We start from the raw sequence: 21677 nt of genomic DNA, 5'->3' as shown, positions 1-21677 counted from the left end.
CAGAGAAGGAATATCAATGATCAGAACCGGAGAGGAATACCGGGAATCGATCCGCGACGGACGCAACGTCTGGATCGACGGAGAGCGTGTCGACGACGTCACGACGCATCCGGCGTTCCAGCCGATCGTCGACATCCGGGCCCGGATCTACGACCTCGGTCATGACGAACTGACCCGGAACACCATGACTTACGTCGACGACGAGAGCGGCGATATCTGCGCCATCGGATCAAAGCCTCCGCTGACCAAGGAGGACTGGCACGCCAAACGTCGCGGTGTAGACACCATCCTCAACCATGCCGGAGGCGTCGTCACCAGGGTCGGCGACGAAACAGTGGGCGAAATGTGGTCGCTGGCGGACGGCCAGGACGTCCTGAACAAGATCAATCCGGCATTCTCCGAGAACATCGTGCGTCACGTCCGCACTGCCACCCTGACGGACCCGTTCCATGTCTCCGCCAACACCGACCCCAAAGGTGACCGGTCCAAGTGGCCGCAGGAGCAGGACCCGGATGTCCTCCTCCGCGTCGTCAGCGAGAACGATCGCGGAATCGTGGTGCGGGGAGCCAAATTCGAGACTGCCGCAGCTTACTCGAATCAAGCGTTCGTCAAACCAACGATCGGCGACTGGAACAACCAGACGCACTCCGAGTATGCCGTCGGGTTCCGCGCTGACATGGGACATCCGGATATCAAGCACATCTGCCGATCGGGCTTCCGGGGCATGCGGTCGGCAGAGGATTACCCGCTGACCAACCGGGTGGACGAGATCGACACGATGATCGTGTTCGACGACGTGGAGATCCCGTGGGAGGACGTGTTCTTCTACCGACACACGGAGGCCGCCAGCTTCATCAGAGCTACCCTGCACCGGTACAGCATCTTCCCGTTCATCCAGCGCCACCTGCGCTGGGCGGACCTGCTGTTGGGCTTCGCACACGCGAGTGCGCGACAAACGGGCGTCAAGATGCATCAGGGCGTCCGGGAGAAGATCGCCGAGGTAGCCGCATACCGCGAAGGCATCAATGCATTCCTCACCGCGGCAATCGAACTCGCCGAGCCGAGCCCCGGCGGCTATCTCATGCCACACCAAGCCACGATGTACTCCGGCCGGGTATTCGCCTGCAGTAATCTGCCGCGGATCGTGCACCTCGTGCGTGATCTGGCCGGATGCCAGATCAGCCTGACCCCCAGCGCAGCCACCTTCGGAAACAAGGAGGCGGCCGGATGGCTGTCGAAGTACTTCGCCATCGGTGACGTGGACGCCGAGGAGCGGAGAAAACTACTCGCCTACGGCCGTGACCTGCTGAACTCCGACTACGCCAACCACCGGCTGACCTTTCAGCTGTTCGCGCAATCGCCACCGTTCTCGCACCTGCTGGCGGTTTACAACAACTACGACTTCGAGCCGGCAACCGAACTCATGTGCCAGTCCGCCGGGATCAAGAACATCGACGGGAGAAACTGATGACGAACACCACCACCACCCCGGACTCCATCGAGGTCGGCGGGCACCGCCGCATCCGGCCGTTCAACACCGCCGACACATATCCAGAACAGAGTCTGTCCAACGATCTGTGCCAAGCCGTGGTCGCAGGCAACACGGTATACCTGCGTGGGCAGGTGGCCCAGGATCTCGAGACGCGTGAATGCGTGGCCGTGGGCGACCCCGCGGGACAGGCCCACAAAACAGTGGACAACATCGAAATGTTGCTGTCCGAGGCCGGAGCATCGCTGGAACACATCGTCTCGTGCCACGTGTATCTCACTGACGTGCGGTACCGGGAGGACGTCTACCGTGTCCTCGGTGAACGCCTCAAGGGCGTGTTCTATGCCTCGACCGGATTGGTGATCGATTCCCTCGCTCGACCGGAATGGGTCGTCGAAGTGACTGTGACGGCGGTGATTCCGTGACTTTCTCGCTGGCCGGGCGCTGCTCTCGCACCGGGATGTTCGGAGCGGTCGTAACCTCTTCGAGCCCCGCGGTGGCAGCCCGCTGTGTGTGGGCCCGCTCCGGTGTGGGGGTGGCCTGTACTCAGAATGTCACCGACCCGACATTGGGTTCGAAGCTCCTGGACCGGCTCGCTGCCGGTGCGGACGCGCGTGGAGCGATGGACCAGGTAGTGGCCAGCGCTGCCTATCCGGAGTACCGGCAGCTCACGGTTATCGATGCTGCCGGCAACATGGGGTTCCATTCAGGTGCTTGCACATTGGGAACTCACACCGTCGCGACTGGCCTCGACGTGATCGCCGCAGGCAACCTGCTGTCCTCGGACAAGGTGCCTCAGGCGATGGTCGAAGCGTTCGAGGCCGCACCCGACGAGCACCTCGGTGACCGGTTGCTGGCCGGATTGCGGGCCGGAGAAGCTGCCGGCGGAGAAGAAGGACCGGTGCACTCGTGCGGTCTGCTCGTGGTATTCGACGCAGAGTGGCCGCTGACCGATCTGAGGGTGGATTGGGACGACGACCCGATCACACGACTCGAGGACATCTGGTCGGTATGGCAACCGCAGGCCCAGGACTACACACTGCGGGCACGCAGACCCGATCTGGCACCGTCCTACGGAGTGCCCGGTGACGAATGACCTCAAGGACCGCGTGGAAAGCGCCGTCGAAGAGTTGTTCCCCTCGCTTGTAGCGTTGTCCGAAAAGCTACACGCCAATCCGGAGACCGCCTGGAACGAGCATCAAGCGGTCCGGTGGGTGAGCGGATACCTTGCCGACGGTGGATTCGAAGTCACCACACCGTATCTGGGTCTAGACACCGCGTTTCATGCGCGGAGCGGACAGGGTCGGGTGCGGATCGGATTGTGCGCCGAATACGACGCACTCCCCGGTCTTGGCCATGCCTGCGGGCACAATTTGATCGCCGCGATGTCGGCCGGTGCGGCGCTGGCGCTGGCCAGTGTGGCAGATGACGCGGGCTTCACCGTCGAGGTGTTTGGCACGCCGGCCGAGGAGGGCGGTGGCGGCAAGATCGAGATGTTGGAGCGTGGCGCGTTCCATGGCCTCGATTTGGCCATGATGGCTCACCCGGCCCCGGTCGACGTCGCGGAGGCGCGACCGTTCGCTGTCTCGCACTCGGAGATCACTTTCACCGGCAAGGCCGCGCATGCCGCGGCCTACCCTGAGCACGGTCGAAATGCTGCTGATGCGTTCACGATCGCGCAGGTGGCCCTCGGGCTGCTCCGGCAGCAGCTCCCGGCAACGGTTCGGGTGCACGGCGTGGTAACCAGCGGGGGGGAGGCCCCCAACGCGATACCCGAGCGCACGCGCGGCAGGTGGTACGTGCGCGCCGAATCCCTGGCAGAGCTCACTGATCTGGAGTCCAAGGTGTGGCGGTGCTTCGAAGCGGGTGCGTTGGCCAGTGGATGCGATCTGTCGGTGCGGCCGGAAAGCAAGCCATACGCCGAATTCCGCACCGATGAGAGAGCTTTGACGGCATACCGACGCAGCGCCGAGGCGTTGGGGCGCAGTTTTGCCGCCGGCGATGAGGCGGCTCGGATGAACCGCGCATCGACCGACATGGGAAATGTCTCTCAGGTTGTCCCCGCGATTCATCCCTACATCGGAATCGGCTCACTGCCCGCGCTCAACCATCAGCGGCAATTTGCCGACCACTGCGTCGGGGAAATGGCCGAACGTGCCATTCACGATGGCGCCATCGCCTTGGCGTGGACCGCGGTCGACGTCTTCGCCGATCGTCTACCGCGATGACATCACAAGTGCGTGTCGAGCGTGATCTGATTGGTACTCAGGATGTTCCGGCAACAGTCTATTGGGGAGTGCATACTGCCCGGGCCCTGCAGAACTTCCAGATCAGTGGTGTCGCGGTGGGCAGCCATCGGCCGCTTGTCGCGGCGCTGGGTGCGGTCAAACAGGCGGCAGTTCGCGCAAATCGTGATCTCGGAGTCCTCGACGGCGAACGCGCGACCGTCATCGACCGCGCCTGCCAGGAGGTGATCGACGGTCACTTGGACGGGGAGTTCGTTGTCGACGTAGTTCAGGGCGGCGCAGGTACTTCGACGAACATGAACGCAAACGAGGTCATCGCCAATCGGGCACTCGAACTGCTCGGCTATCCGCGGGGCAGCTACGACAAGCTACACCCCAATGATCACGTCAATAGGGGACAGTCGACGAACGACGTGTACCCGACGGCGGTCAAGCTTGCGCTCATCACCGCACTCGGTGAGCTGGCGGAAGCGGTCGGGGCGCTCGCCGATGCGTTCGGTGTCAAAGCCGAGGAATTCGCGGATGTGCCCAAGATCGGGCGCACTCAACTTCAGGATGCCGTGCCGATGACGGTGGGGCAGGAATTCGGCGCGTGGCGGTCGACCGTGGAGGAAGAGCTCGCGCGGATAGCGGAGGCGCGCCGCCTGTTGTGTGAAATCAATTTGGGAGCAACAGCTATCGGCACGGGGATAACGAGCGTCATCGGCTATCCGCACGCCGCGGCGGACCACTTGCGGGAGATCACCGGGGTGCCGGTGGTGACTGCGACCGACCTCGTCGAAGCCACGTCGGATACCGGCTCGTTCCTACATCTGTCTGCGACGCTCAGACGGACGGCGGTGAAGGTCTCCAAGATCTGCAACGACCTGCGGTTGCTCTCGTCGGGTCCTCAAGCGGGTTTGGGTGAGCTGCGGCTACCGGCGCGGCAAGCCGGGTCGAGCATCATGCCGGGCAAGGTGAATCCGGTCATCCCGGAGATGGTCAACCAGGTCGCTTTCGCTGTGATCGGTAACGACCTGACCGTCACCTTGGCAGCTGAGGGAGGGCAACTCCAGCTCAATGCTTTTGAGCCGATCATCTGTCACGGTCTGTTGCAGGTGATGGGCTGGATGAGCCGGGCATTCGACACGTTGCGAACTCACTGCGTGGATGGGATCGAAGTCAATCGTGATCACTTGCAGGAAATCTCGGCGCGCAGCGTCAGCGTGGTCACCGCATTGATTCCAGTCCTGGGTTACGCGCGAGCCAGTCAGGTCGCAGCGGCTGTGTTGGACGGTCGAGGTGGGGTACGCGATCTGGCCTTGGCTACCGGGTCGATTGCGGCGACGGACCTGGACCGCCTGCTGGGACACGGATGATCCCCCGGTCCTTCGCGACGTCATCGAGCAGCTCGCGTAGCCGGCGGCGGCCACGTGCGAGTCGCGACATCACCGTTCCGATGGGAGTGCCCATGAGGGTGGCGATCTCGCGGTAGGGATAGCCCTCCACGTCGGCGAGGTATACCGTCACGCGGTTGACCGCTGGTATGGCACGGAGCGCGTCGGCGATCTCGTCGTCGCGCATGGTCTCGAGGGCTTCCACTTCGGCAGATCGCAGGCCCGACGAGGTGTGGCGGGCTTCGGCGGACAACTGCCAATCGGTGAATTCGTCGCAGAGCTGCTCGGCCACGCCCCGCTGACGCGTGCGATAGGTGCTGACCCAGTTGTTGTACATGATCCGGAACAGCCAGGCGCGGGCATTCGAGTCCGGCTGAAAGGTGTGAAACCCGCTGTAGGCCTTGAGCATTGTCTCTTGGATCAGGTCCTCGGCGTCATATGTGTTGGTGGTCAGCCGCCGCGCGCGCCCCCGGATTTGCTCGATGCAGGGCAGCACGGTGTTGACGAACCGAGTGGCGTCCTGGCTGTCGGGCAGTGGTTCCGTGTTGTTGTTCAACCTCAGGCAACCTCCCGACTTATACATAGAATATCTATGAATAATAGTAGTTGATCTAGGTAGCTGATATCAAATGGCCTGGCGGCCGCGGATGTCGACCAACGTTGAGCTGCATGACCAAAGCCACTGTCCCAAGCTTTCTTTCAGCGAGTTCACAGGAAATAGGCCGCCACTGCGGCGGGTTGTGGACCGGTGTAACGTTTGTCCACGCTGTACATAGTTATTCGAACTAATTCGCCGGTCGCCGGGGCGGGTCATCGCCATCGGCGGGTTCGGGTAATCGTCGGGAGGTGTCAGTGAGTCCTGGTCGGGGAGCTCGCTTGATGAAGAATGCCTGGATTCCGTTGGTTCTGGTGGTCGTGCTTGCGGTGTCGGGTCTGGTTGTCTCGCGCCTGCATCGGATGTTCGGCTCCGAAGACCTCAACGCGAATGCGGGCGCCGGCATCGAGATCGTCCAGTTCAATCCGAAGATCCTCGTGTACGACGTGTACGGGCCGCCGGGCGCAACCGCCCAGATCAGCTATTTCGACCCAGACGCGAAGGTGCACCAGGTCACGGCGCCGCTGCCCTGGTCGGTCACCTTGTCGACCACATTGCCGACCGTCAGCGCCAATCTCATGGCATTGGGCGACGGCAGCGAAATCGGGTGCCGTGTCACCGTGAACGGCACAGTCCGTGAGGAGCAATCAGCCAATGGGATCAAACCCCAGACCTACTGCCTGGTGAAGTCCGCATGACGTCTTCCACAGCCGCCCACGCCAAGAATGATCGGGGTCACCGCCCCTACTTCGCGCACATGCTGCGAATCCTGTCGATTCCGGTGGTGCTGTTCTGGATCGCCTTCGCCGTCGTCGTGAACGTCATCGCGCCGCAGCTTGAGGTGGTCGGCGAGCTCCACTCGGCGCCGATGGCGCCCGAGGACGCGCCGTCGATGATCGCGATGAAGCGAATGGGCGCCAATTTCGGTGAGTTCAACTCCAACAGCACGGTGATGATCGTGGTGGAGGGGGACCGGGCGCTCGGCCCGGATGCCCACGAGTACTACAACGAGATCATCCGCAAACTGCGCGAGGATCCCGAGCACATCCAGCACATTCAGGACTTCTGGGGTGACACGCTCACCGCGGCCGGGGCGCAGAGCGCCGATGGCAAAGCGTCCTACGTGATGCTGAACCTCGCCGGCGAACAGGGACAGACGCTCGCCAACGAAGGCGTGGACAAGGTCCGCGAGGTCATCAAGGAAACCCCGGCCCCGCCGGGCGTGCAGGCCTACGTCGCGGGTCCGGCGGCGCTGACCGACGATCTGCACGTCATCGGCAACGCGAGTTTGGCCACGATCACCCTCTACACGCTGATCGCCATCGCGGTGATGCTGCTGATCGTCTACCGGTCGATCCGAACCACGTTGGTGCAGTTGCTATTGACCGGTGTGGGGCTGTTGTCGTCGCGCGGCTTGGTGTCGGTTCTGGCCAGCCATGACGTGTTCGGGTTGACGACCTTCGCCGGCAACATCCTCACGATGCTGGCCATCGCGGCCGCGACCGACTACGGCATCTTCATCTTCGGCCGTTACCGCGAGGACCGGAGTCAGGGGCTGGACCGAGAAGACGCCTACTACGCCACGTTCAAGTCTGTCGCCCCGGTCATCATCGGGTCGGGCCTGACCATCGCCGGGGCTACGTACTGCCTCAGCTTCGCCCGGCTTCCCTACTTCAGCACCATGGGTGCCCCCGTCGCGATCGGCATGATCGTCGTCGTGGCGTCCGCGGTCACGATGGGCCCCGCGGTCCTGTACCTGGGGAGCAAAGTTGGCCTGTACGAGCCGAAAAAGGTGGCCAAGGGCCGGTTCTGGTACAAGGTCGGCACCACGGTGGTCCGTTGGCCCGCACCGGTACTGGTGGCCAGCGCATTCGTGGTGCTGATCGGAGTGGTGGCCGTCCCCGGCTACAAACCCGCCTACAACGACCGTTGGTACCTGCCCACCGAGGCTCCGGTGAACATCGGATTCGCCTCGGCGGATCGGCATTTCACCCAGGCCCGGATGAACCCGGACATCCTGATGGTCGAATCCACCCATGACATGCGCAATCCGGCCGACATGCTGGTACTGGACCGTGTCGCGAAGAACGTGCTGCGCACCGAGGGCATCGCGATGGTGCAGAGCATCACCCGTCCGTTGGGTATCCCGATCCAGCACAGCTCGATTCCGTTTCAGACCGCCATCCAAGGGCAGACCAGCAATCTGAACCTGCCGTTCCAGCGGGAGCAGTTGGCCAACCAGCTGAAAATGGTTGACGCGACCAATGTCTCGATCTCCATCTTGGAAGAGCAGTACCAACTCTCCCTCCGGCAGACCAAGCTCACGCAGGACTCTGCGGCCAAGTCGCAGGAGCTACTCGAGGTCACCAAGAAGATGCGGGACAACATCGCGAACTTCGATGACCAGTTCCGGCCGATGCGCAATTACTTCTACTGGGAACCGCACTGCTTCGACATACCGATGTGCGCGGCGCTGAAGTCAGTCTTCGATGCCCTCGACGGCATTGACGAACTGACCGACAAGACAGCGTCGGTGCAGGTCAATACGGACCAATTAGCGGATCTCGCACCAAAATTGACCGCTCTGCTTCCGCAGACGATCGCGTCGATGAAGACCAGCCGGGACCTGTCGCTGGCGTCGTACAACTCGCAGAAGGCACTCATCGACCAGATGCAGGCGATGAATGACACTGCGCTGGCCATGGGGCAGAGTTTCGACGACGCCAAGAACGACGATCTCTTCTACCTGCCGCCGGAGGCATTCACCAACCCGGACTTCGAACGTGGTCTGAAGATGTTCCTCTCTCCCGACGGCAAGTCGGCGCGCATGTTCATCACCCACCAGACTGACCCGGCCACACCGGAAGGCATCGCGCGGGTCAACGCCGAGCGCACCGCCGCGCAGGAGGGCCTGAAGATGTCCTCGTTGTCCGACGCCAAGATCTACCTGGGTGGCGTCGCGGCGACCTACAAGGACATGAGTGACGGCGCTCGGTACGACCTGATGATCGCGGTGGTGTCGGCGTTGACGCTGATCTTCATCATCATGCTGATCATCACCCGCAGCATGGTGGCTGCCGCCGTGATCGTCGGCACCGCGGCGAGTTCCATCGCGGCGTCCTTCGGCATCTCGGTGTTGTTGTGGCAGGACCTGTTCGGTATCCACGTGCACTGGCTGGTCATGTTGATGTCGGTCATCATCCTGTTGGCGGTCGGGTCGGACTACAACCTGCTCCTGGTCTCCCGGTTCAAGGAAGAGATCCACGCGGGCCTCAAGACCGGCATCATCCGCTCGATGGGTGGCACCGGCGGCGTGGTGACCTCGGCGGGCATGGTGTTCGCGGCGACCATGGCGGCAATGCTGGGCAGTGACCTCGTGGTGCTGGCCCAGATGGGGTCGACGATCGCGATCGGTCTGCTGCTGGACACATTGATCGTGCGGTCGCTGCTGATGCCGTCGATCGCCACGCTGCTGGGCCGGTGGTTCTGGTGGCCGCAGGTGGTGTATCCCCGCGGGGACAACCACTTCCGCAAACCTGCACCGCCACGTGTACCCCGAGAGGACGATGACGACACCGCGGCCCTTCCGGTGACCACGAGTTAGGCCTCGTCGCCCTGGCTGGTCTTCCACTCCCGGTAGGCGGCGGGCAGGCAGACCGCGCACGGTCGGTAGCCCGCGGATACGGCGGTCTGCGCATCGGCGAAGAACACCCGGTGGCCGACATAGCCGCCGGCGGCGATGGCTCGTTGGGCCGACGGGCAGTCGAGGCGGCCGTAGATCTTGCTGCGGTGGTGTCCCCCAAGGGTTCCCGGTGTGCCGCTGCGATGTGGGCGACCGTCGGCGCCGATCAGGGTGTAGGCCTTCATGTGGCGTCGTGGAACACCAGGCCCAGGGTGAACCTGGTCCCGGAACGGACTGTGGAGACACCGTGCCGGATGGGTGCCGCCGACCAACCCCGTACCGACTTGGTCGGCCGGTCGCGCGTGGTGAAAACCAATCCGTGCCCGTGGGGGATGACCGTGGCGGTACCGCGCGATTGCGCGCGGGCTCGTTGCTCGTAGAGCAGGAACTCGCCGCCGGTGTAGTCGACGTCCGGGTCGGTCAGGTTGACCACGACCTGCAGCGGAAAGATCAACTCGCCGTAGAGGTCGCGGTGTAGCGCATTCCAGTCCCCGGCGCCGTATTTCAGCAGGATCGCCGTCGTCTTGGTCTGACCGGCGTCGTGGCACATGTGCAGCCAGTCGTCGAAGTCATCAGGCCATGGAGCCGCCCGGCCGAGCCGGGCCCACCAGGTGCGCGCGATCGGCAGCAGGTGTGGATACAGCGCCTGCTTCAGTGCGGTGACGGCCGGCGGATAGGGCTGCCGGAAGTAGCGGTACTGACCTTCGCCGAACCGGTAGCGCGCCATGTCGATCGTCGATCGGAACCGGCCCACGTCGGGGTAGAGCGCGACGATGTCCGCGGCGTCCGCCGGTGTCAGGAGCGGCCCGGTCAACGCACATCCCGTGTTGTCGAGTTCTTCACCGACACGGCTCCAGTCGGTGGCATCCACCTGTCGCTGCCAGGAGTTCGCGCGGTTCATGCCGCGGTCTCCAGCTCGAGCAGCAAGCGCTTGGCCTCCGCGCCGCCCAGGTAGCCACCCATCGCGCCGTCGCTGCGGACGACGCGGTGGCAGGGGATAACGACGGGCAGTGGGTTTCTCGCGCATGCCGTACCCACCGCGCGCACCGCTTTCGGGCTGCCTGCCAGGGCCGCGACGGCGGCATAGCTGGCGGTACGGCCGTAGTCGATCTCGGGCAGGTGATGCAGCACGGTGCTGCGGAATCCGGCAGAGAGCCGCCAGTCCAGCGGCAGGTCGAACGTGCGTCGCGTCCGGGCGAAGTACTCGTCGAGTTCACGGGCCGCCGTGTCGAGGCGGGCGGGTGCGTGGAGAATGCGCGGGCTCACCTGATCGGCGAGGTGCTGCAGGACGGTGTCGTGGTCTTCGCGGGCGTAGGCGACGCGGACCAGGCCCTGTTCGGTGGCGGCCAGCAGCAGCGGCCCGACCGGGCTGTCGACGGTGCGGTAGGCGACGTCGAGGAGGCCGTCGCGCTGGGCAGCGGCCGCGAGTCGGATGTGCAGGTCGGCCAGCTTGCCTGCGCCGGGTTGGGTGATTCGGGCCAGGTCGCCGACGATGCCTTCGTTACTCATGGGTCTTTCCTTTCGGGGGCGCGTCGACCTCGGTGAGTTCGCCGAGGTAGGTGCGGCGTAGCGTGGCGATGCCGTCGCTGGAGGCACGGCGTGCGGCCGCGGCGCTGCCGCCGAGGATCTCGGCGATTTCGTCATAGGGCAGGCCGGCCAGGTAGTGGTAGGCGACGGCGTGTTTCTGTTTGTGCGGGAGCTGGTCCACCGCGGCGGCCAGGTCGTCGAAGTTCTCGGCGGTGCGGGGGCCCGGTGTTTCCGGGACGACGTCGGTCGGGATGGGTTGGCGAGTTCGGGTCCGGGTGACGTCGATGGCCTTGCGGTGGGCCACGGTGACCAGCCAGGCCTCGAAATTGGTGTCGGCCGGGAGGTCGGGGTAGGCCTTCATCGCCGCCAGAAATGTTTCTGACCAGGCGTCGTCGGCGTCGCGCGCGCCGACGATGGCGCAACAGACCCGAAAGACGGTGGGGCCGTGGTTGCGAACCACGGTCTCAAACGGCGGTTTGGCTTTCACACCCTGTAGACGCTCCATGCCCGAGTTTTGTGAGGTGTCCATCGTGATTGAAATCCGTCCATCGCGTCGAGGGCTGATCGAGATCAATCGTCTGTGAGTGCCAAACTGACCGGCGGGGCACTGCTGTTGCTGTTGCGCCGGCGCCAGGTCGTCTTTACAAATGATCCCGGAAGTGTCACGGTGTCCCGATGGACTTCTCCCATGTCGAGCTCTCCGAGGAGGACCTGGCCTTCCGCGATGAGCTGCGGGCGTTCCTGGCCCGGGTCGTCACCGACGAGGTGATCGAGCATGACCGCGAGACTGGCGAGAACTTCGACGAGACAGTGCATCTGGCCCTGGGTGAGGCCGGATACCTGGCTGGTGACTACCAGGCCGAGGCCGACGGTGGATTCAGCGCGGTCCGGCGACGGATATGGGAAATGGAGATCGGCCGGTCCCATACCCCGTGGTTCCACTGGGGGACCACCGCGATGGTCGCGCACACGATGGAGAAGTTCGCCTCGGCCGAGCTTCTCGACGAGGTGCTTCCGGGTGTCTTGGACGGGAGCCTGCGCCTGTGCCTGGGCTACACCGAACCCGAAGGCGGGTCCGACGTCGCGACCTGCAAGACCCGGGCGGTTCGGGATGGCGAGAGCTGGATTATCAACGGCTCCAAGATGTTCACCTCGAATGCGCACAACGCCCAGTACGTGTTCCTGCTGACCAACACCGACCCGGCCGCCGCCAAACACAAGAGCCTCACGATGTTCTTGGTCCCGCTGGATGCCCCGGGTGTCGAGATCCAGCCGCTGCGCACCGTCGACGGAGACCGGACCAACATCACCTACTACAGCGACGTGCGGGTCAGCGACCGGTACCGCGTCGGTGAGGTCAACGGCGGGTGGACGGTGCTGCGCGGTGCCCTCGAACTCGAACACGGCACGTTCGAACGCGAGACCCGCGGCCTGCAGAAGCTCGCCACCATGACCGAGCACATCACCTTGATGGCCGAGGCTGTCGATCGCGTAGCGGCCGTCGCCCCCGACGACGCCGCGTCGCGCTATCGGCTGGGCCGGGGCATCGCCCGGCTGGAAGCCGCGATGAGTAGCCCCGACATGTACGGGCGCGTCGCGATTGCCCAGACCATGCGCGAGGTGTCCCCGGATCTCATGGACATCGTCGGATCGGCAGGCGCCTTGCCCGTCGGGACGACCGGCGCCGCCGGCGACGGCGCCGCCGAGTACATCTTCCGTTTGGGCGGGCCGACCGGCATTTACGGCGGAACCCTTGAGGTGTTCCGCAACATGATCGCGCAGCAGGCGCTTGGGTTGGGCCGGCCGAACTATGCGCCGGTCAAGCGAACTGGCTGACCGTCACCGTCAAATTTTTTGACGGTGTTCCCCCGGGTGGTGCGGTCTGCAAGGTGGCACCGGCGGCGCCGAGCAACGCGAGGCGGCCTGGGTACTGTGGCCGGGTGCATCCCTTGGACAACGCCCTTGAACTCGAACCCTCCGGTGACGGCCGGTGGCGCGGGCAGACGGTGCCGGAGTGGGCCAACATGGTCGGCCCCTTCGGCGGTATCACGGCCGCCACGCTCGTGCGGGCGGTCGAGTTGCACCCGCAACGGCACGGCCGGCCCATCGCCCTGACGGTGAACTACGTGGCGCCGATCGCCGACGGCGAGTTCGATATCGTGACCAGGGCCGTCAAGACCAACCGGTCCAATCAGCACTGGATCGTCGAGCTCAGCCAGGACGGCGAGGTCAAGACCACCGCCACCGCGGTGTTCGGACTGCGACGGCAAGGATGGTCGGACACCGAGATCACCGCGCCGCAGGCCCCGGCGCCCGAGGACATCGTGCCGTCGGTCCCGCCGTTCGGCGTGGTGTGGTTCGACAACTATGACATGCGGTTCGTCGACGGGGCGCTGCCCAGTCCCAGCGAAGTCCCCGTGGAATCGCCGACATCCACCACAACCCTGTGGGTGCGCAACACGCCTTCCAGGCCAATGGATTTCGCCGCTTTGGCCTCGGTGAGCGACATCTTCTATCCGCGGGTCTTCCTGCGCCACGGCCAGTTCGTACCGGCCGGCACGGTGACGATCACGGTGTACTTCCACGCCGACGACGAGCAGTTGGCCGTCCAGGGAGACGACTTCGTCCTCGCCACCGCGCGGGCGCACAAGTTCTCGGGCGGATACTTCGACCAGAGCGCGCACCTGTTCGGCCGCACCGGCGTCCTACTGGCCACCAGTCACCAGTTCGTCTACTTCAAGGCCTGAGGTCGTCGGGAGCCGATTGCAGGGCGATCCACGCGCTCACCCGGGTCTGCGGGTCATCGAGCTTGCCGGGCAGTGCCGCCTCGATGGCCGCGAGACGGTTGCGCACGGTGTTGCGGTGCAGGCCGAGTTCCTCGGCGACCTTCAGGCGCGATCCGTGATGGCGCAAGAAGCAACGCAGGATCTCCAGCTGTTCGGAATCGAGCCCGTGCAACCAGGATTCGGCGAATGCCGCGGCTTTCTCGGGGTCGATCAGACTGAGCGGGCCATTGTCGATCACCTGGTCCCACAGCACCACCCCGGACACCTCGGTGGCCTGGGCGAGTGCGAGTCCGGCCGTGCGATAGCCGGTCGCGCCGTCGCCGGGTGTCACCGCATTCCCGACGCCGACCTGTAGGCCGCCCTCGGCCAACTGTGAACCGGTTGCTTTCGCCTGCGCGGGTGCGACGACCGCGCACAGCTCGCCGACGTATACCCCGGCGAGGATGCCCCGCCGCTCCAGGGAAGCCACGGCGTTCTCGATCGCGGACTCGTCTCCCGTGGCCCGGAGGAAGCGGATGTGCTTGGGCAGCTCGGCCGCTGGTTGGTCCACCTCCAACACCAATTGCGCCGTGCGGTCATCGCTTTCGGCGAGCAGCTCGAGTGCTCGGCTGCGGAGGTGCTGTCGGGTCGTGGCGCGGCTACGATCCTGTTCGTCGATGAGGCCGAGCAGGGCGACCGCGGTCGTCACGGCCTGGCGCTGCGCCTCCGATGCCCTGGCGGGCACCAATGCGGCCAGGTAGGCCGATGCCCGGCCGCGTAGCCCGATGGGATGGACGGACACGGAGAGCGTCGGATTGGACTGCGCTGCGGCCGAACGCAATCCGTGGGCCTGCAACCGCTTGACGTCCTGGGCGACCTCGTCGAGCGGAAACTCGTTGCGGCGGGTGCCAACCGGGCCGGTCACGACCCGGCCGTCGGGATTCATCAGGCATGTCGCGCCGTCGAGCGCCGCGGCCAGTGCGGTGATGACGGCGACGACAGGATCGGGTTTGGCTGCGGCCGAGATGAGCTTGCGCTGTATCTGGAGTGACTCGCGCGTCGCGGTCGACTCCTGTTCCTCCAGTAGATGCGCGACGTGCCGGCTGATCGCGACGAAGGTGGTGCGGCGCGGCACCTCGAACAGATTCAGCTGGTGCCTTCGGCAGGCGGCCGCGAGGGCGGCAGGAGTCTCGGCGTGGGTGAGGCCGATGGCGAACCCCACGGCGGCCACACCGGCGTCGGCAAGTCTGCGCACGTAGCCGTCCCACTGGTCGTGCCAGGCCCCGGTTTCCAGACCGGTGGTCAGCAGGATCTCCCCGCCCTCCAGGAACGGCCCCGGATCGGCGAGTTCACTCGTGGCCACCCAGCGGACCGGTGCGTCGCGGTGACAGACCTCGACGGCGACCAACCCGAGCGCGCGCACATCCAGGACATCGCCGACCAGAACCATAGGTGACAGTTTTGCACAATTGATGCCATCCATTTGTGCATTTCCGACCTGCCGACGATGCCCGCGGTTCCCTAGCGTGAGGACAAACAACCGCCAGCAGCAGGAGGAACACGTGACCATCGCTGAGATCGCGGGTGCGGCCGTCGCCCAGGAACGCCGACTCGTCACTGCCATTCCCGGCCCGATCTCGCAGGAGATGCAGGCACGGAAGACCGCTGCGGTGGCCGGCGGCGTCGGGACGACACTGCCCGTCTACGTGGTCGCGGCGGGCGGCGGAATCCTCGTGGACGCCGATGGCAACCAGCTCATCGACTTCGGCTCCGGTATCGCCGTGACCACCGTGGGCAACAGCGCACCGGCCGTCGTCGAGGCCGTCGCCGAGCAGGTCGCGGCGTTCACCCACACGTGCTTCATGGTCACCCCGTACGAGGGCTATGTGCGGGTGGCCGAGGAGCTCAACCGGCTCACTCCCGGTGACCACGAGAAGCGCAGCGTGCTGTTCAACTCCGGCGCGGAAGCCGTCGAGAACGCCGTCAAGATCGCCCGTGCCCACACCCGCAGGCAGGCCGTCGTGGTGTTCGACCACGCCTACCACGGCCGTACCAACCTCACCATGGCCATGACCGCCAAGAACCAGCCGTACAAGAACGGGTTCGGGCCGTTCGCCGGTGAGGTGTACCGGGTGCCCACATCGTTCCCGTTCCGTGACGGCGAGACCGACGGTGCGGCTGCGGCCGCCCGCGCCCTCGACCTGATCGACAAGCAGGTCGGCGCCGAGAACGTTGCCGCCGTGGTGATCGAACCCATTCAGGGCGAGGGCGGCTTCATCGTTCCCGCACCGGGTTTCCTGCGCGCCCTGCAGGACTGGTGTACCGCCAACGGCGCGGTGTTCGTCGCCGACGAGGTGCAGTCGGGCTTCGCCCGCACCGGTGCGATGTTCGCCATCGAGCACGACGACGTCGTGCCCGATCTGATCGTCACCGCCAAGGGCATCGCGGGTGGCCTGCCGCTGTCGGCGGTCACCGGTCGCGCCGAGATCATGGACGCGCCGCATGCCGGCGGCCTCGGCGGTACCTACGGCGGCAACCCGATCGCGTGCGCCGCTGCCCTCGCCGTCATCGACACCATCGAGCGTGAGGGACTGCTGGCCCGCGCCGTGGAGATCGAGAAGACCATGATCGGCCGCCTCGACGCGATCGCCGCCGAGGATTCCCGGATCGGCGAGGTCCGCGGCCGCGGCGCCATGATCGCCGTCGAACTGGTCAAGGCGGGCACCACCGAGCCCGACGCCAACCTGGCCAGGCAGGTCTCTGCCGCCGCACATGCCCAGGGCCTGGTGGTGCTGACCTGCGGTACCTACGGCAACGTGCTGCGGTTCCTGCCGCCGCTGTCGATGCCTGACCACCTGCTCGAGGAGGGCCTGGACATCCTGGCCGCCATCTTCGCCGAGACCCGCTGACCGCCGGTCCGACTCGATCCCTGGGAGACGTGAGTGAACACGCAGAATGCGATCGCCGAACTGGACACCAAGCACGGCATCCTCATCGACGGGCAGGCCCGTGGTGCTGCCTCGACGTTCGAGGTGTACGACCCGGCCAGCGGCCTGACCATCGCCGAGGTCGCCGACGGCACGGTGACGGACGCCCGCTCGGCCGTCGATGCCGCGCACCGGGCCTTCGGTGACTGGGCCCGGACCAGCCCGCGGCAGCGCAGCGACATCCTGCGCCGGGTGTTCGATCTGATGGTCGCCGACACCGAGCGGCTGGCGGCCCTGATCTGTGCGGAGAACGGCAAGTCGCAGGCCGATGCCCGCGCCGAGGTGGGCTATGCCGCCGAGTTCTTCCGCTGGTTCTCCGAGGAGGCGGTGCGGACCGACGGCGCCTATGGTGTCAGCCCTGCCGGTGGCACCCGGACGATGGTCACCCACAAGCCGGTCGGGGTCGCCGCGCTGGTGACGCCGTGGAACTTCCCGGCCGCGATGGCCACCCGCAAGATTGCCCCGGCATTGGCCGCGGGCTGCACCGTGGTCCTCAAACCGGCGGCCGAGACACCCCTGACCGCACTGGCGATCGCCGGAATCCTCTCGGCAGCAGGTGTTCCCGATGGTGTGGTCAACATGGTGCCCACCACTGATGCCGCCGCCGTGGTCGAGAACTGGTTGAGCGATGACCGGGTCCGCAAGGTGTCGTTCACGGGCTCCACCGGCGTCGGCCGCGTGCTGCTCAAGCAGGCTGCCGACCGGATCGTCAACGCCAGCATGGAACTCGGCGGCAACGCCCCGTTCGTCGTCACCGCCGATGCCGACGTCGAGGCGGCCATCGCAGGCGCCATGGTGGCCAAGTTCCGCGGCGGCGGTCAGGCCTGCACCGCGGCCAACCGGTTCTATGTGCATGCATCGGTGGTCGACCGGTTCGTCGCCGGTTTGGGCGCCGAGGTCGCGGCACTGCGCGTGGGGCCGGCATCGGATCCGGCGTCGCAGATCGGTCCGCTGGTGAGCGAGCGCGCAGCGCAGCGAGTGGCTGCCGCGATCGATGCCGCGGTGGCCGACGGTGCCGTGATCTCCGCACAGGCCGACGTGCCGGCCGCGGGCTGGTTCGTCGCTCCCACGCTGCTGACCGGTGTCGCACCGGATGCCGCGATCCTGGCCGACGAGATCTTCGGGCCCGTCGCCCCGGTGGTGGTGTGGGAGGACGAGGACGATCTCCTGCGCTGGGTCAACGACACCGAATATGGTTTGGCGGCTTACGTTTTTGCGGGCCGTCTACAGGATGCGCTGCGGCTCGCGGAGTCGTTCGACGCGGGCATGGTCGGTATCAACCGGGGCATCGTGTCCGACCCGTCGACCCCGTTCGGCGGGATGAAGCAGAGCGGGCTCGGTCGCGAAGGTGCCCGTGAGGGTCTGCACGAGTTCCAGGAGACGCAGTACTTCAGCGTTGCGTTCGACTGAGCGGTCGCTCAGAACGGCGCCGAGTGCTGCATCAGGCTCAACATCAGCACGACCATGCACAGTAGTGAACTGAACATGATCAGCCCCATGACGATGATCACGAACCACGACGCGCAGCGCTGCTTGCCGCGCGCCAGTTTCGCGATCCGCTCGTCGTGCATGAGTTCATCTGCGACGACCGCGAATTCGACACCCGCCAGTTCAGCGTCGGCGGCGGGTGCGCCGCAGGATATTTCGCGTAGGCGCGCGGCGGCGATGCCGACGCCGACCCCGGCGAACCGCCGGCTCATCTGACGTGCCTGTCTACGGGAGAGACGGTGATCGAGCGCATCTAACGAATGCGGCCGCTGTCCCCATCCGCGGCCGTGCGCGTTTGACGGGGTCGTCATAACCCTGTGAGTCTACGAGCGTCGCGGGTCGTGAGGAAGACTGCGCCCGTGGATTGTTCACGTCTGCAAGTACTTTGTTCACCGGATGACCCGGTGCACGTCCTCCGTCACGTCGCCGCCCTCCTGGGCGATCCACGGCCCTTCGATCGACGGATCGATGATTCCGTCCTCCAGCCACGTGTAGCTACCGGCGAGCACCTCGTGCGCCAGCGTGCGGTCGGTATCGTCGCTGTTGTCCCAGAGTTCGGTGAACAGCTGCTCGGCCCGCACCCGGGACTGGCGACAGAACGCGTCGGCGAGGTCGACGGCGGAGTCCGGCGTGCCGCTGCGGGTCCGGACGCAGGCCGCCGTCATCGCGAACAGCTCCGCTCCGATGTCGACGACCCGGCCGAGGAAGCGTTGTTTGTGTTCCAGCCTGCCCTGCCACCGCGACATCGCGTAGAAGGTGCTGCGGGCGAGTTTTCGGCTGGCCCGCTCGACATAGCGCAGGTGCTCGGCCAGTGGCCCGAACTCGGTGAATGACGTTGGCAACTGGCCTTTTCCGGCGACCAGGGTGGGCAGCCAGCGCGCATAGAACTTGCCGGCCTGCGCGGCCGCTTTCGCCTTCTTCCTGAGGTCGGCCTCCGGGTCGATGATGTCGCCGGCCACCGAGAGGTGCGCGTCGACCGCCTCGCGGGCCAGCATCAGATGCATGATCTCGGTGGAACCCTCGAAGATCCGGTTGATCCGCATGTCGCGCAGGACTTGCTCGGCGGGCACGCCGCGTTCCCCGCGGGCGGCCAGTGACTCGGCGGTCTCGAAGCCGCGGCCGCCACGAATCTGCACCAGTTCGTCGGCGATCAGCCACGCCATCTCGGAGCCGTAGAGCTTGGCGAGCGCGGCCTCGATCCGGATGTCGGTGCGGCCCGCGTCGGCCAGTTCGCCGGCGAGCTCGACCATCGACTCAATGCCGTAGGCGGTAGCCGCGATGAACGCCACCTTGCCGGCCACCGCGTCGTGCTCACCGACCGGCCGGCCCCACTGCACGCGTTCCTTCGACCATTCCCTGGCGATCTTCAGACTCCACTTCGCCGTTCCGGTACACACGGCCGGCAGCGACAGACGTCCCACGTTGAGCGTGGTCAGGGCGATCTTGAGCCCTTCTCCCTCGCGGCCGATGCGGTTCGTGGCCGGCACCCGCACGTCCGTCAGCTTGGTCAGACCGTTCTCGATTCCGCGTAGTCCCATGAACGCGTTGCGGTTGGTGACAACGATGCCGGGTGTATCCGCCTCGACGACGAATGCGGTGATACCGCCGCGATGCCCGTCGCTCGCAGGCACCTGTGCCATCACCACGAGCAGGTCCGCGATCACACCGTTGGTGGTCCACAGTTTGACGCCGTCGAGCAGGTAGTCATCGCCGTCCGGCGTGGCGGTGGCGTGCAGGCGGGCCGGGTCACTGCCGACATCCGGTTCGGTCAGCAGGAACGCGCTGATCTCCCGCGTGCACCGGGGCAGCCAGGTGCGTTTCTGCTCGGCTGTCCCGAACATCGACACCGGCTGAGGTACCCCGATCGACTGGTGCGCCGACAGCAAGGCCCCCAGCGCGGGGTGGACCGAGCCGACCAGGGTGAGTGCCTTGTTGTAGTACACCTGAGACAGGCCGAGCCCGTCGTATTCGGGGGAGATCTTCATCCCGAACGCGCCGAGTTCCTTCAAGCCCCGGATCACCTGGTCCGGGATCTGCGCGTCGCGTTCGATGACCGCGGCGTCGATCTGCGTCTCGCAGAACGCCCGCAGCTTGGCCAGGAATGCCTCGCCGCGCTCCGTGGTCTCGGCGGGACCACGCGGGTACGGGTGGACCAGATCCAGCCGCAATCTGCCGAGAAACAGTTCTTTGCCGAAGCTGGGCTGGTGCCACTGCGCTTCCCGCGCCTCCTCGGCGACCTGCCTGGCTTGTCGTTCGTTGACTTCTCCGGTAGCGGTCATCACCGGCCTCCATACGTCTGGCCCTACTCGACGGTAACCCCGTTCGGGGGTGGGTACCCGGCATTCGGTCAGGTCACGCCCTCGGGTGATCTGGAGACGTTCGTCGTGGTGCGAAGATCCGAAAAGCTCGGTCGCCCGCACGTTTCTGCGCCAACGCGTAATTGGGCCAGAATTCGAGGATGGTGTGCCACGCGCGCTGACGTTCGGCGCCGGTGCGAAGCTCGACGGTCACCGGGTCTCACCGTGCCTACCGTGAGTGCACGGCCGGGTGCCCAGGTCATACTGAAAACGTGGCGCCGAGAAAAGTGCGGGACACATCACCGAAGCAGGGGTGGCTGACGCCGAAGCAGCAGCGCGCCTGGATCGCCTACATGCGCGTGCAACTGCGGATGAACTACGAGATGAACCGCCAATTGCAGGCCGACTCCGGGTTGTCGCTCGCCGATTACGACGTGCTGGTGGCGTTGAGCGCGCGCGATGAGGGCATGCGCGTCGGCGATCTCGCCGCGCAGATCGGTTGGGAGCGCAGTCGGCTGTCACATCAGTTGCGGCGCATGGAGGAACGCGGCCTGACCGAACGCCGCCCCAGCGCCGAGGATGGCCGCACGACCAACGTCATGCTCACCGAGAGCGGGCAGCGGGCCATCGAGGAGGCCGCGCCCGCCCATGTCGATCTGGTGCGCAGCCTCTTCTTCGATCCACTGCCCGACAACCTGCTGGCACCGTTCACCGCGGCACTCGAACATATCCACGTCAACCTCAATCACAACAGCTCACTACCTGCCGCGTCGAGCTAGCATTTAGGTGAACTATCACCTAAAAGTCAGGAGTAGAGCAATGGATGACGTCACCACCCGCCTTATGGAGGCCAATCTTCTCGCCGTGTTCGACCAGCGCGACCCGAAGCTCCGCGCTGAGGCCATCGCGACCACTTACGCGGACGACGTGCAGTGGATCGACGACGAAGGCGTCGCCACCGGACGCGACGAACTCGACGCCAAAGCGGCTGAGCTGCAGGAAAGGCTGCAGGGACTGCATTTCGTGAAGGCTGGTCCGGTTCGGAAGACTCGTGGGCTCGGGTTTCTGGCCTGGGAAGTGCGTACCGCGGACGATGTCACAGTGGCATCGGGCTTCGACGTGGCCGAGATATCGAGTGAGCGAATCGTTCGCATGTGGACAGTGCTGAACTCCCCGGAATAGGTGATATGTCACTTATGTTGTAGCGGTCGGAACACGAACCGCA

At 65.5% G+C, this 21677-nt stretch carries 21 protein-coding genes; 13 read left to right on the top strand and 8 right to left on the bottom strand.

The genetic code is table 11. From position 1 onward, the window contains the following. Positions 1–16 precede the first annotated feature (16 nt). From EH231_RS28480 to EH231_RS28460, 5 genes are read left to right on the top strand one after another with little or no spacing between them, the layout of a single operon-like run. Positions 17–1468: a 4-hydroxyphenylacetate 3-hydroxylase family protein gene (locus tag EH231_RS28480; protein WP_090423979.1), complete on the top strand. Its 1452-nt coding sequence runs from the start codon at positions 17–19 to the stop codon at positions 1466–1468. After that, positions 1468–1914, top strand: coding sequence for a RidA family protein (locus EH231_RS28475; protein ID WP_124713787.1), 447 nt, complete (start codon positions 1468–1470; stop codon positions 1912–1914). The genes EH231_RS28480 and EH231_RS28475 overlap by 1 nt, the downstream gene beginning before the upstream one ends. After that, positions 1911–2585 (top strand): DUF1028 domain-containing protein, encoded by a 675-nt coding sequence (locus tag EH231_RS28470; protein WP_090423981.1) that lies wholly within the window; start codon positions 1911–1913, stop codon positions 2583–2585. Before EH231_RS28475 ends, EH231_RS28470 begins: the two co-directional genes overlap by 4 nt. Then, the gene (locus EH231_RS28465) at positions 2575–3717 is read left to right on the top strand and encodes a M20 family metallopeptidase (protein WP_170856145.1); all 1143 of its coding nucleotides are present in this window, start codon (positions 2575–2577) and stop codon (positions 3715–3717) included. The genes EH231_RS28470 and EH231_RS28465 overlap by 11 nt, the downstream gene beginning before the upstream one ends. Beyond that, positions 3714–5093 carry an aspartate ammonia-lyase gene (locus EH231_RS28460; RefSeq protein ID WP_090423983.1) on the top strand — a complete coding sequence of 460 codons (1380 nt, stop codon included), beginning with the start codon at positions 3714–3716 and terminating at the stop codon, positions 5091–5093. The genes EH231_RS28465 and EH231_RS28460 overlap by 4 nt, the downstream gene beginning before the upstream one ends. On the opposite strand, the gene EH231_RS28455 is transcribed toward EH231_RS28460, so the two are convergent. Then, positions 5041–5667, bottom strand: coding sequence for a sigma-70 family RNA polymerase sigma factor (locus EH231_RS28455; protein ID WP_234927381.1), 627 nt, complete (start codon positions 5665–5667; stop codon positions 5041–5043). The genes EH231_RS28460 and EH231_RS28455 overlap by 53 nt on opposite strands. Before the next feature lie 323 nt (positions 5668–5990). Here EH231_RS28455 and EH231_RS28450 point away from each other — a divergent pair, with 323 nt between their 5' ends. Next, positions 5991–6404 carry an MmpS family transport accessory protein gene (locus EH231_RS28450; protein WP_164481052.1) on the top strand — a complete coding sequence of 138 codons (414 nt, stop codon included), beginning with the start codon at positions 5991–5993 and terminating at the stop codon, positions 6402–6404. Next, positions 6401–9310 carry an MMPL/RND family transporter gene (locus EH231_RS28445; protein WP_164481051.1) on the top strand — a complete coding sequence of 970 codons (2910 nt, stop codon included), beginning with the start codon at positions 6401–6403 and terminating at the stop codon, positions 9308–9310. The genes EH231_RS28450 and EH231_RS28445 overlap by 4 nt, the downstream gene beginning before the upstream one ends. Here the strand turns inward: EH231_RS28445 and EH231_RS28440 are convergent. Genes EH231_RS28440 through EH231_RS28425 form a run of 4 tightly spaced genes read right to left on the bottom strand, consistent with a single transcriptional unit; the run spans position 9307 to position 11444 of the window. Then, the gene (locus EH231_RS28440; RefSeq protein ID WP_124713786.1) at positions 9307–9573 is read right to left on the bottom strand and encodes an Ada metal-binding domain-containing protein; all 267 of its coding nucleotides are present in this window, start codon (positions 9571–9573) and stop codon (positions 9307–9309) included. The two genes, EH231_RS28445 and EH231_RS28440, sit on opposite strands and share 4 nt — an antisense overlap. Further along, complete coding sequence (locus tag EH231_RS28435) at positions 9570–10289, bottom strand: 2OG-Fe(II) oxygenase (protein WP_090423988.1); 720 nt, start codon at positions 10287–10289, stop codon at positions 9570–9572. Before EH231_RS28435 ends, EH231_RS28440 begins: the two co-directional genes overlap by 4 nt. Beyond that, positions 10286–10897, bottom strand: a complete 612-nt coding sequence (locus tag EH231_RS28430; RefSeq protein ID WP_090423989.1) for a methylated-DNA--[protein]-cysteine S-methyltransferase — start codon at positions 10895–10897, stop codon at positions 10286–10288. Before EH231_RS28430 ends, EH231_RS28435 begins: the two co-directional genes overlap by 4 nt. Continuing rightward, complete coding sequence (locus EH231_RS28425) at positions 10890–11444, bottom strand: RNA polymerase sigma factor (RefSeq protein WP_090423990.1); 555 nt, start codon at positions 11442–11444, stop codon at positions 10890–10892. The genes EH231_RS28430 and EH231_RS28425 overlap by 8 nt, the downstream gene beginning before the upstream one ends. 146 nt (positions 11445–11590) lie before the next feature. Here EH231_RS28425 and EH231_RS28420 point away from each other — a divergent pair, with 146 nt between their 5' ends. Both EH231_RS28420 and EH231_RS28415 read left to right on the top strand, forming a co-directional pair. Beyond that, positions 11591–12751, top strand: coding sequence for an acyl-CoA dehydrogenase family protein (locus EH231_RS28420; RefSeq protein ID WP_090423991.1), 1161 nt, complete (start codon positions 11591–11593; stop codon positions 12749–12751). Positions 12752–12855: 104 nt separating this feature from the next. After that, on the top strand, positions 12856–13662 hold the full coding sequence (locus EH231_RS28415; RefSeq protein WP_090423992.1) for an acyl-CoA thioesterase: 807 nt from the start codon (positions 12856–12858) through the stop codon (positions 13660–13662). On the opposite strand, the gene EH231_RS28410 is transcribed toward EH231_RS28415, so the two are convergent. Next, entirely contained in the window at positions 13652–15130 is a 1479-nt protein-coding gene (locus EH231_RS28410) for a PucR family transcriptional regulator (protein ID WP_090423993.1), read from the bottom strand. The two genes, EH231_RS28415 and EH231_RS28410, sit on opposite strands and share 11 nt — an antisense overlap. A 112-nt stretch (positions 15131–15242) precedes the next feature. On the opposite strand from EH231_RS28410, the gene gabT reads away from it, so the two are divergent. Both gabT and EH231_RS28400 read left to right on the top strand, forming a co-directional pair. Continuing rightward, positions 15243–16589 (top strand): 4-aminobutyrate--2-oxoglutarate transaminase, encoded by a 1347-nt coding sequence (gene gabT, locus EH231_RS28405; RefSeq protein ID WP_090424785.1) that lies wholly within the window; start codon positions 15243–15245, stop codon positions 16587–16589. Between the two features lie 33 nt (positions 16590–16622). Then, positions 16623–18077, top strand: coding sequence for an NAD-dependent succinate-semialdehyde dehydrogenase (locus tag EH231_RS28400; protein ID WP_090423994.1), 1455 nt, complete (start codon positions 16623–16625; stop codon positions 18075–18077). Between the two features lie 8 nt (positions 18078–18085). Here EH231_RS28400 and EH231_RS28395 read toward each other — a convergent pair whose 3' ends face one another. Beyond that, positions 18086–18367, bottom strand: a complete 282-nt coding sequence (locus tag EH231_RS28395) for a hypothetical protein (RefSeq protein ID WP_234927383.1) — start codon at positions 18365–18367, stop codon at positions 18086–18088. Positions 18368–18544: 177 nt separating this feature from the next. Next, positions 18545–20434 carry an acyl-CoA dehydrogenase family protein gene (locus tag EH231_RS28390; RefSeq protein WP_090423996.1) on the bottom strand — a complete coding sequence of 630 codons (1890 nt, stop codon included), beginning with the start codon at positions 20432–20434 and terminating at the stop codon, positions 18545–18547. 290 nt (positions 20435–20724) lie between these two features. On the opposite strand from EH231_RS28390, the gene EH231_RS28385 reads away from it, so the two are divergent. Continuing rightward, positions 20725–21231, top strand: coding sequence for a MarR family winged helix-turn-helix transcriptional regulator (locus EH231_RS28385; RefSeq protein ID WP_234927384.1), 507 nt, complete (start codon positions 20725–20727; stop codon positions 21229–21231). A gap of 40 nt (positions 21232–21271) precedes the next feature. Then, a complete protein-coding gene (locus tag EH231_RS28380) occupies positions 21272–21634 on the top strand; it encodes a nuclear transport factor 2 family protein (protein WP_090423997.1) in 363 nt (120 codons plus the stop codon). Positions 21635–21677 lie beyond the last annotated feature (43 nt).

It is taken from the genome of Mycolicibacterium nivoides (genome assembly GCF_003855255.1).
Lineage (GTDB): Bacteria > Actinomycetota > Actinomycetes > Mycobacteriales > Mycobacteriaceae > Mycobacterium > Mycobacterium nivoides.
Note: the sequence above shows the minus strand (reverse complement) of the source record. Positions and strands in the feature narration are given on the sequence as shown.

Bases quoted from the DNA above. Each gene is read 5' to 3' on its own strand.
- EH231_RS28380 (WP_090423997.1), top strand. From the start codon at position 21,272: ATGGATGACGTCACCACCCGCCTTATGGAGGCCAATCTTCTCGCCGTG.
- EH231_RS28445 (WP_164481051.1), top strand. From the start codon at position 6,401: ATGACGTCTTCCACAGCCGCCCACGCCAAGAATGATCGGGGTCACCGC.
- EH231_RS28480 (WP_090423979.1), top strand. From the start codon at position 17: ATGATCAGAACCGGAGAGGAATACCGGGAATCGATCCGCGACGGACGC.
- EH231_RS28390 (WP_090423996.1), bottom strand. From the start codon at position 20,434: ATGACCGCTACCGGAGAAGTCAACGAACGACAAGCCAGGCAGGTCGCC.
- EH231_RS28435 (WP_090423988.1), bottom strand. From the start codon at position 10,289: ATGAACCGCGCGAACTCCTGGCAGCGACAGGTGGATGCCACCGACTGG.
- EH231_RS28410 (WP_090423993.1), bottom strand. From the start codon at position 15,130: ATGGTTCTGGTCGGCGATGTCCTGGATGTGCGCGCGCTCGGGTTGGTC.
- EH231_RS28450 (WP_164481052.1), top strand. From the start codon at position 5,991: ATGAAGAATGCCTGGATTCCGTTGGTTCTGGTGGTCGTGCTTGCGGTG.
- EH231_RS28475 (WP_124713787.1), top strand. From the start codon at position 1,468: ATGACGAACACCACCACCACCCCGGACTCCATCGAGGTCGGCGGGCAC.
- EH231_RS28420 (WP_090423991.1), top strand. From the start codon at position 11,591: ATGGACTTCTCCCATGTCGAGCTCTCCGAGGAGGACCTGGCCTTCCGC.
- EH231_RS28395 (WP_234927383.1), bottom strand. From the start codon at position 18,367: ATGAGCCGGCGGTTCGCCGGGGTCGGCGTCGGCATCGCCGCCGCGCGC.
- EH231_RS28425 (WP_090423990.1), bottom strand. From the start codon at position 11,444: ATGGACACCTCACAAAACTCGGGCATGGAGCGTCTACAGGGTGTGAAA.
- EH231_RS28440 (WP_124713786.1), bottom strand. From the start codon at position 9,573: ATGAAGGCCTACACCCTGATCGGCGCCGACGGTCGCCCACATCGCAGC.
- EH231_RS28460 (WP_090423983.1), top strand. From the start codon at position 3,714: ATGACATCACAAGTGCGTGTCGAGCGTGATCTGATTGGTACTCAGGAT.
- EH231_RS28430 (WP_090423989.1), bottom strand. From the start codon at position 10,897: ATGAGTAACGAAGGCATCGTCGGCGACCTGGCCCGAATCACCCAACCC.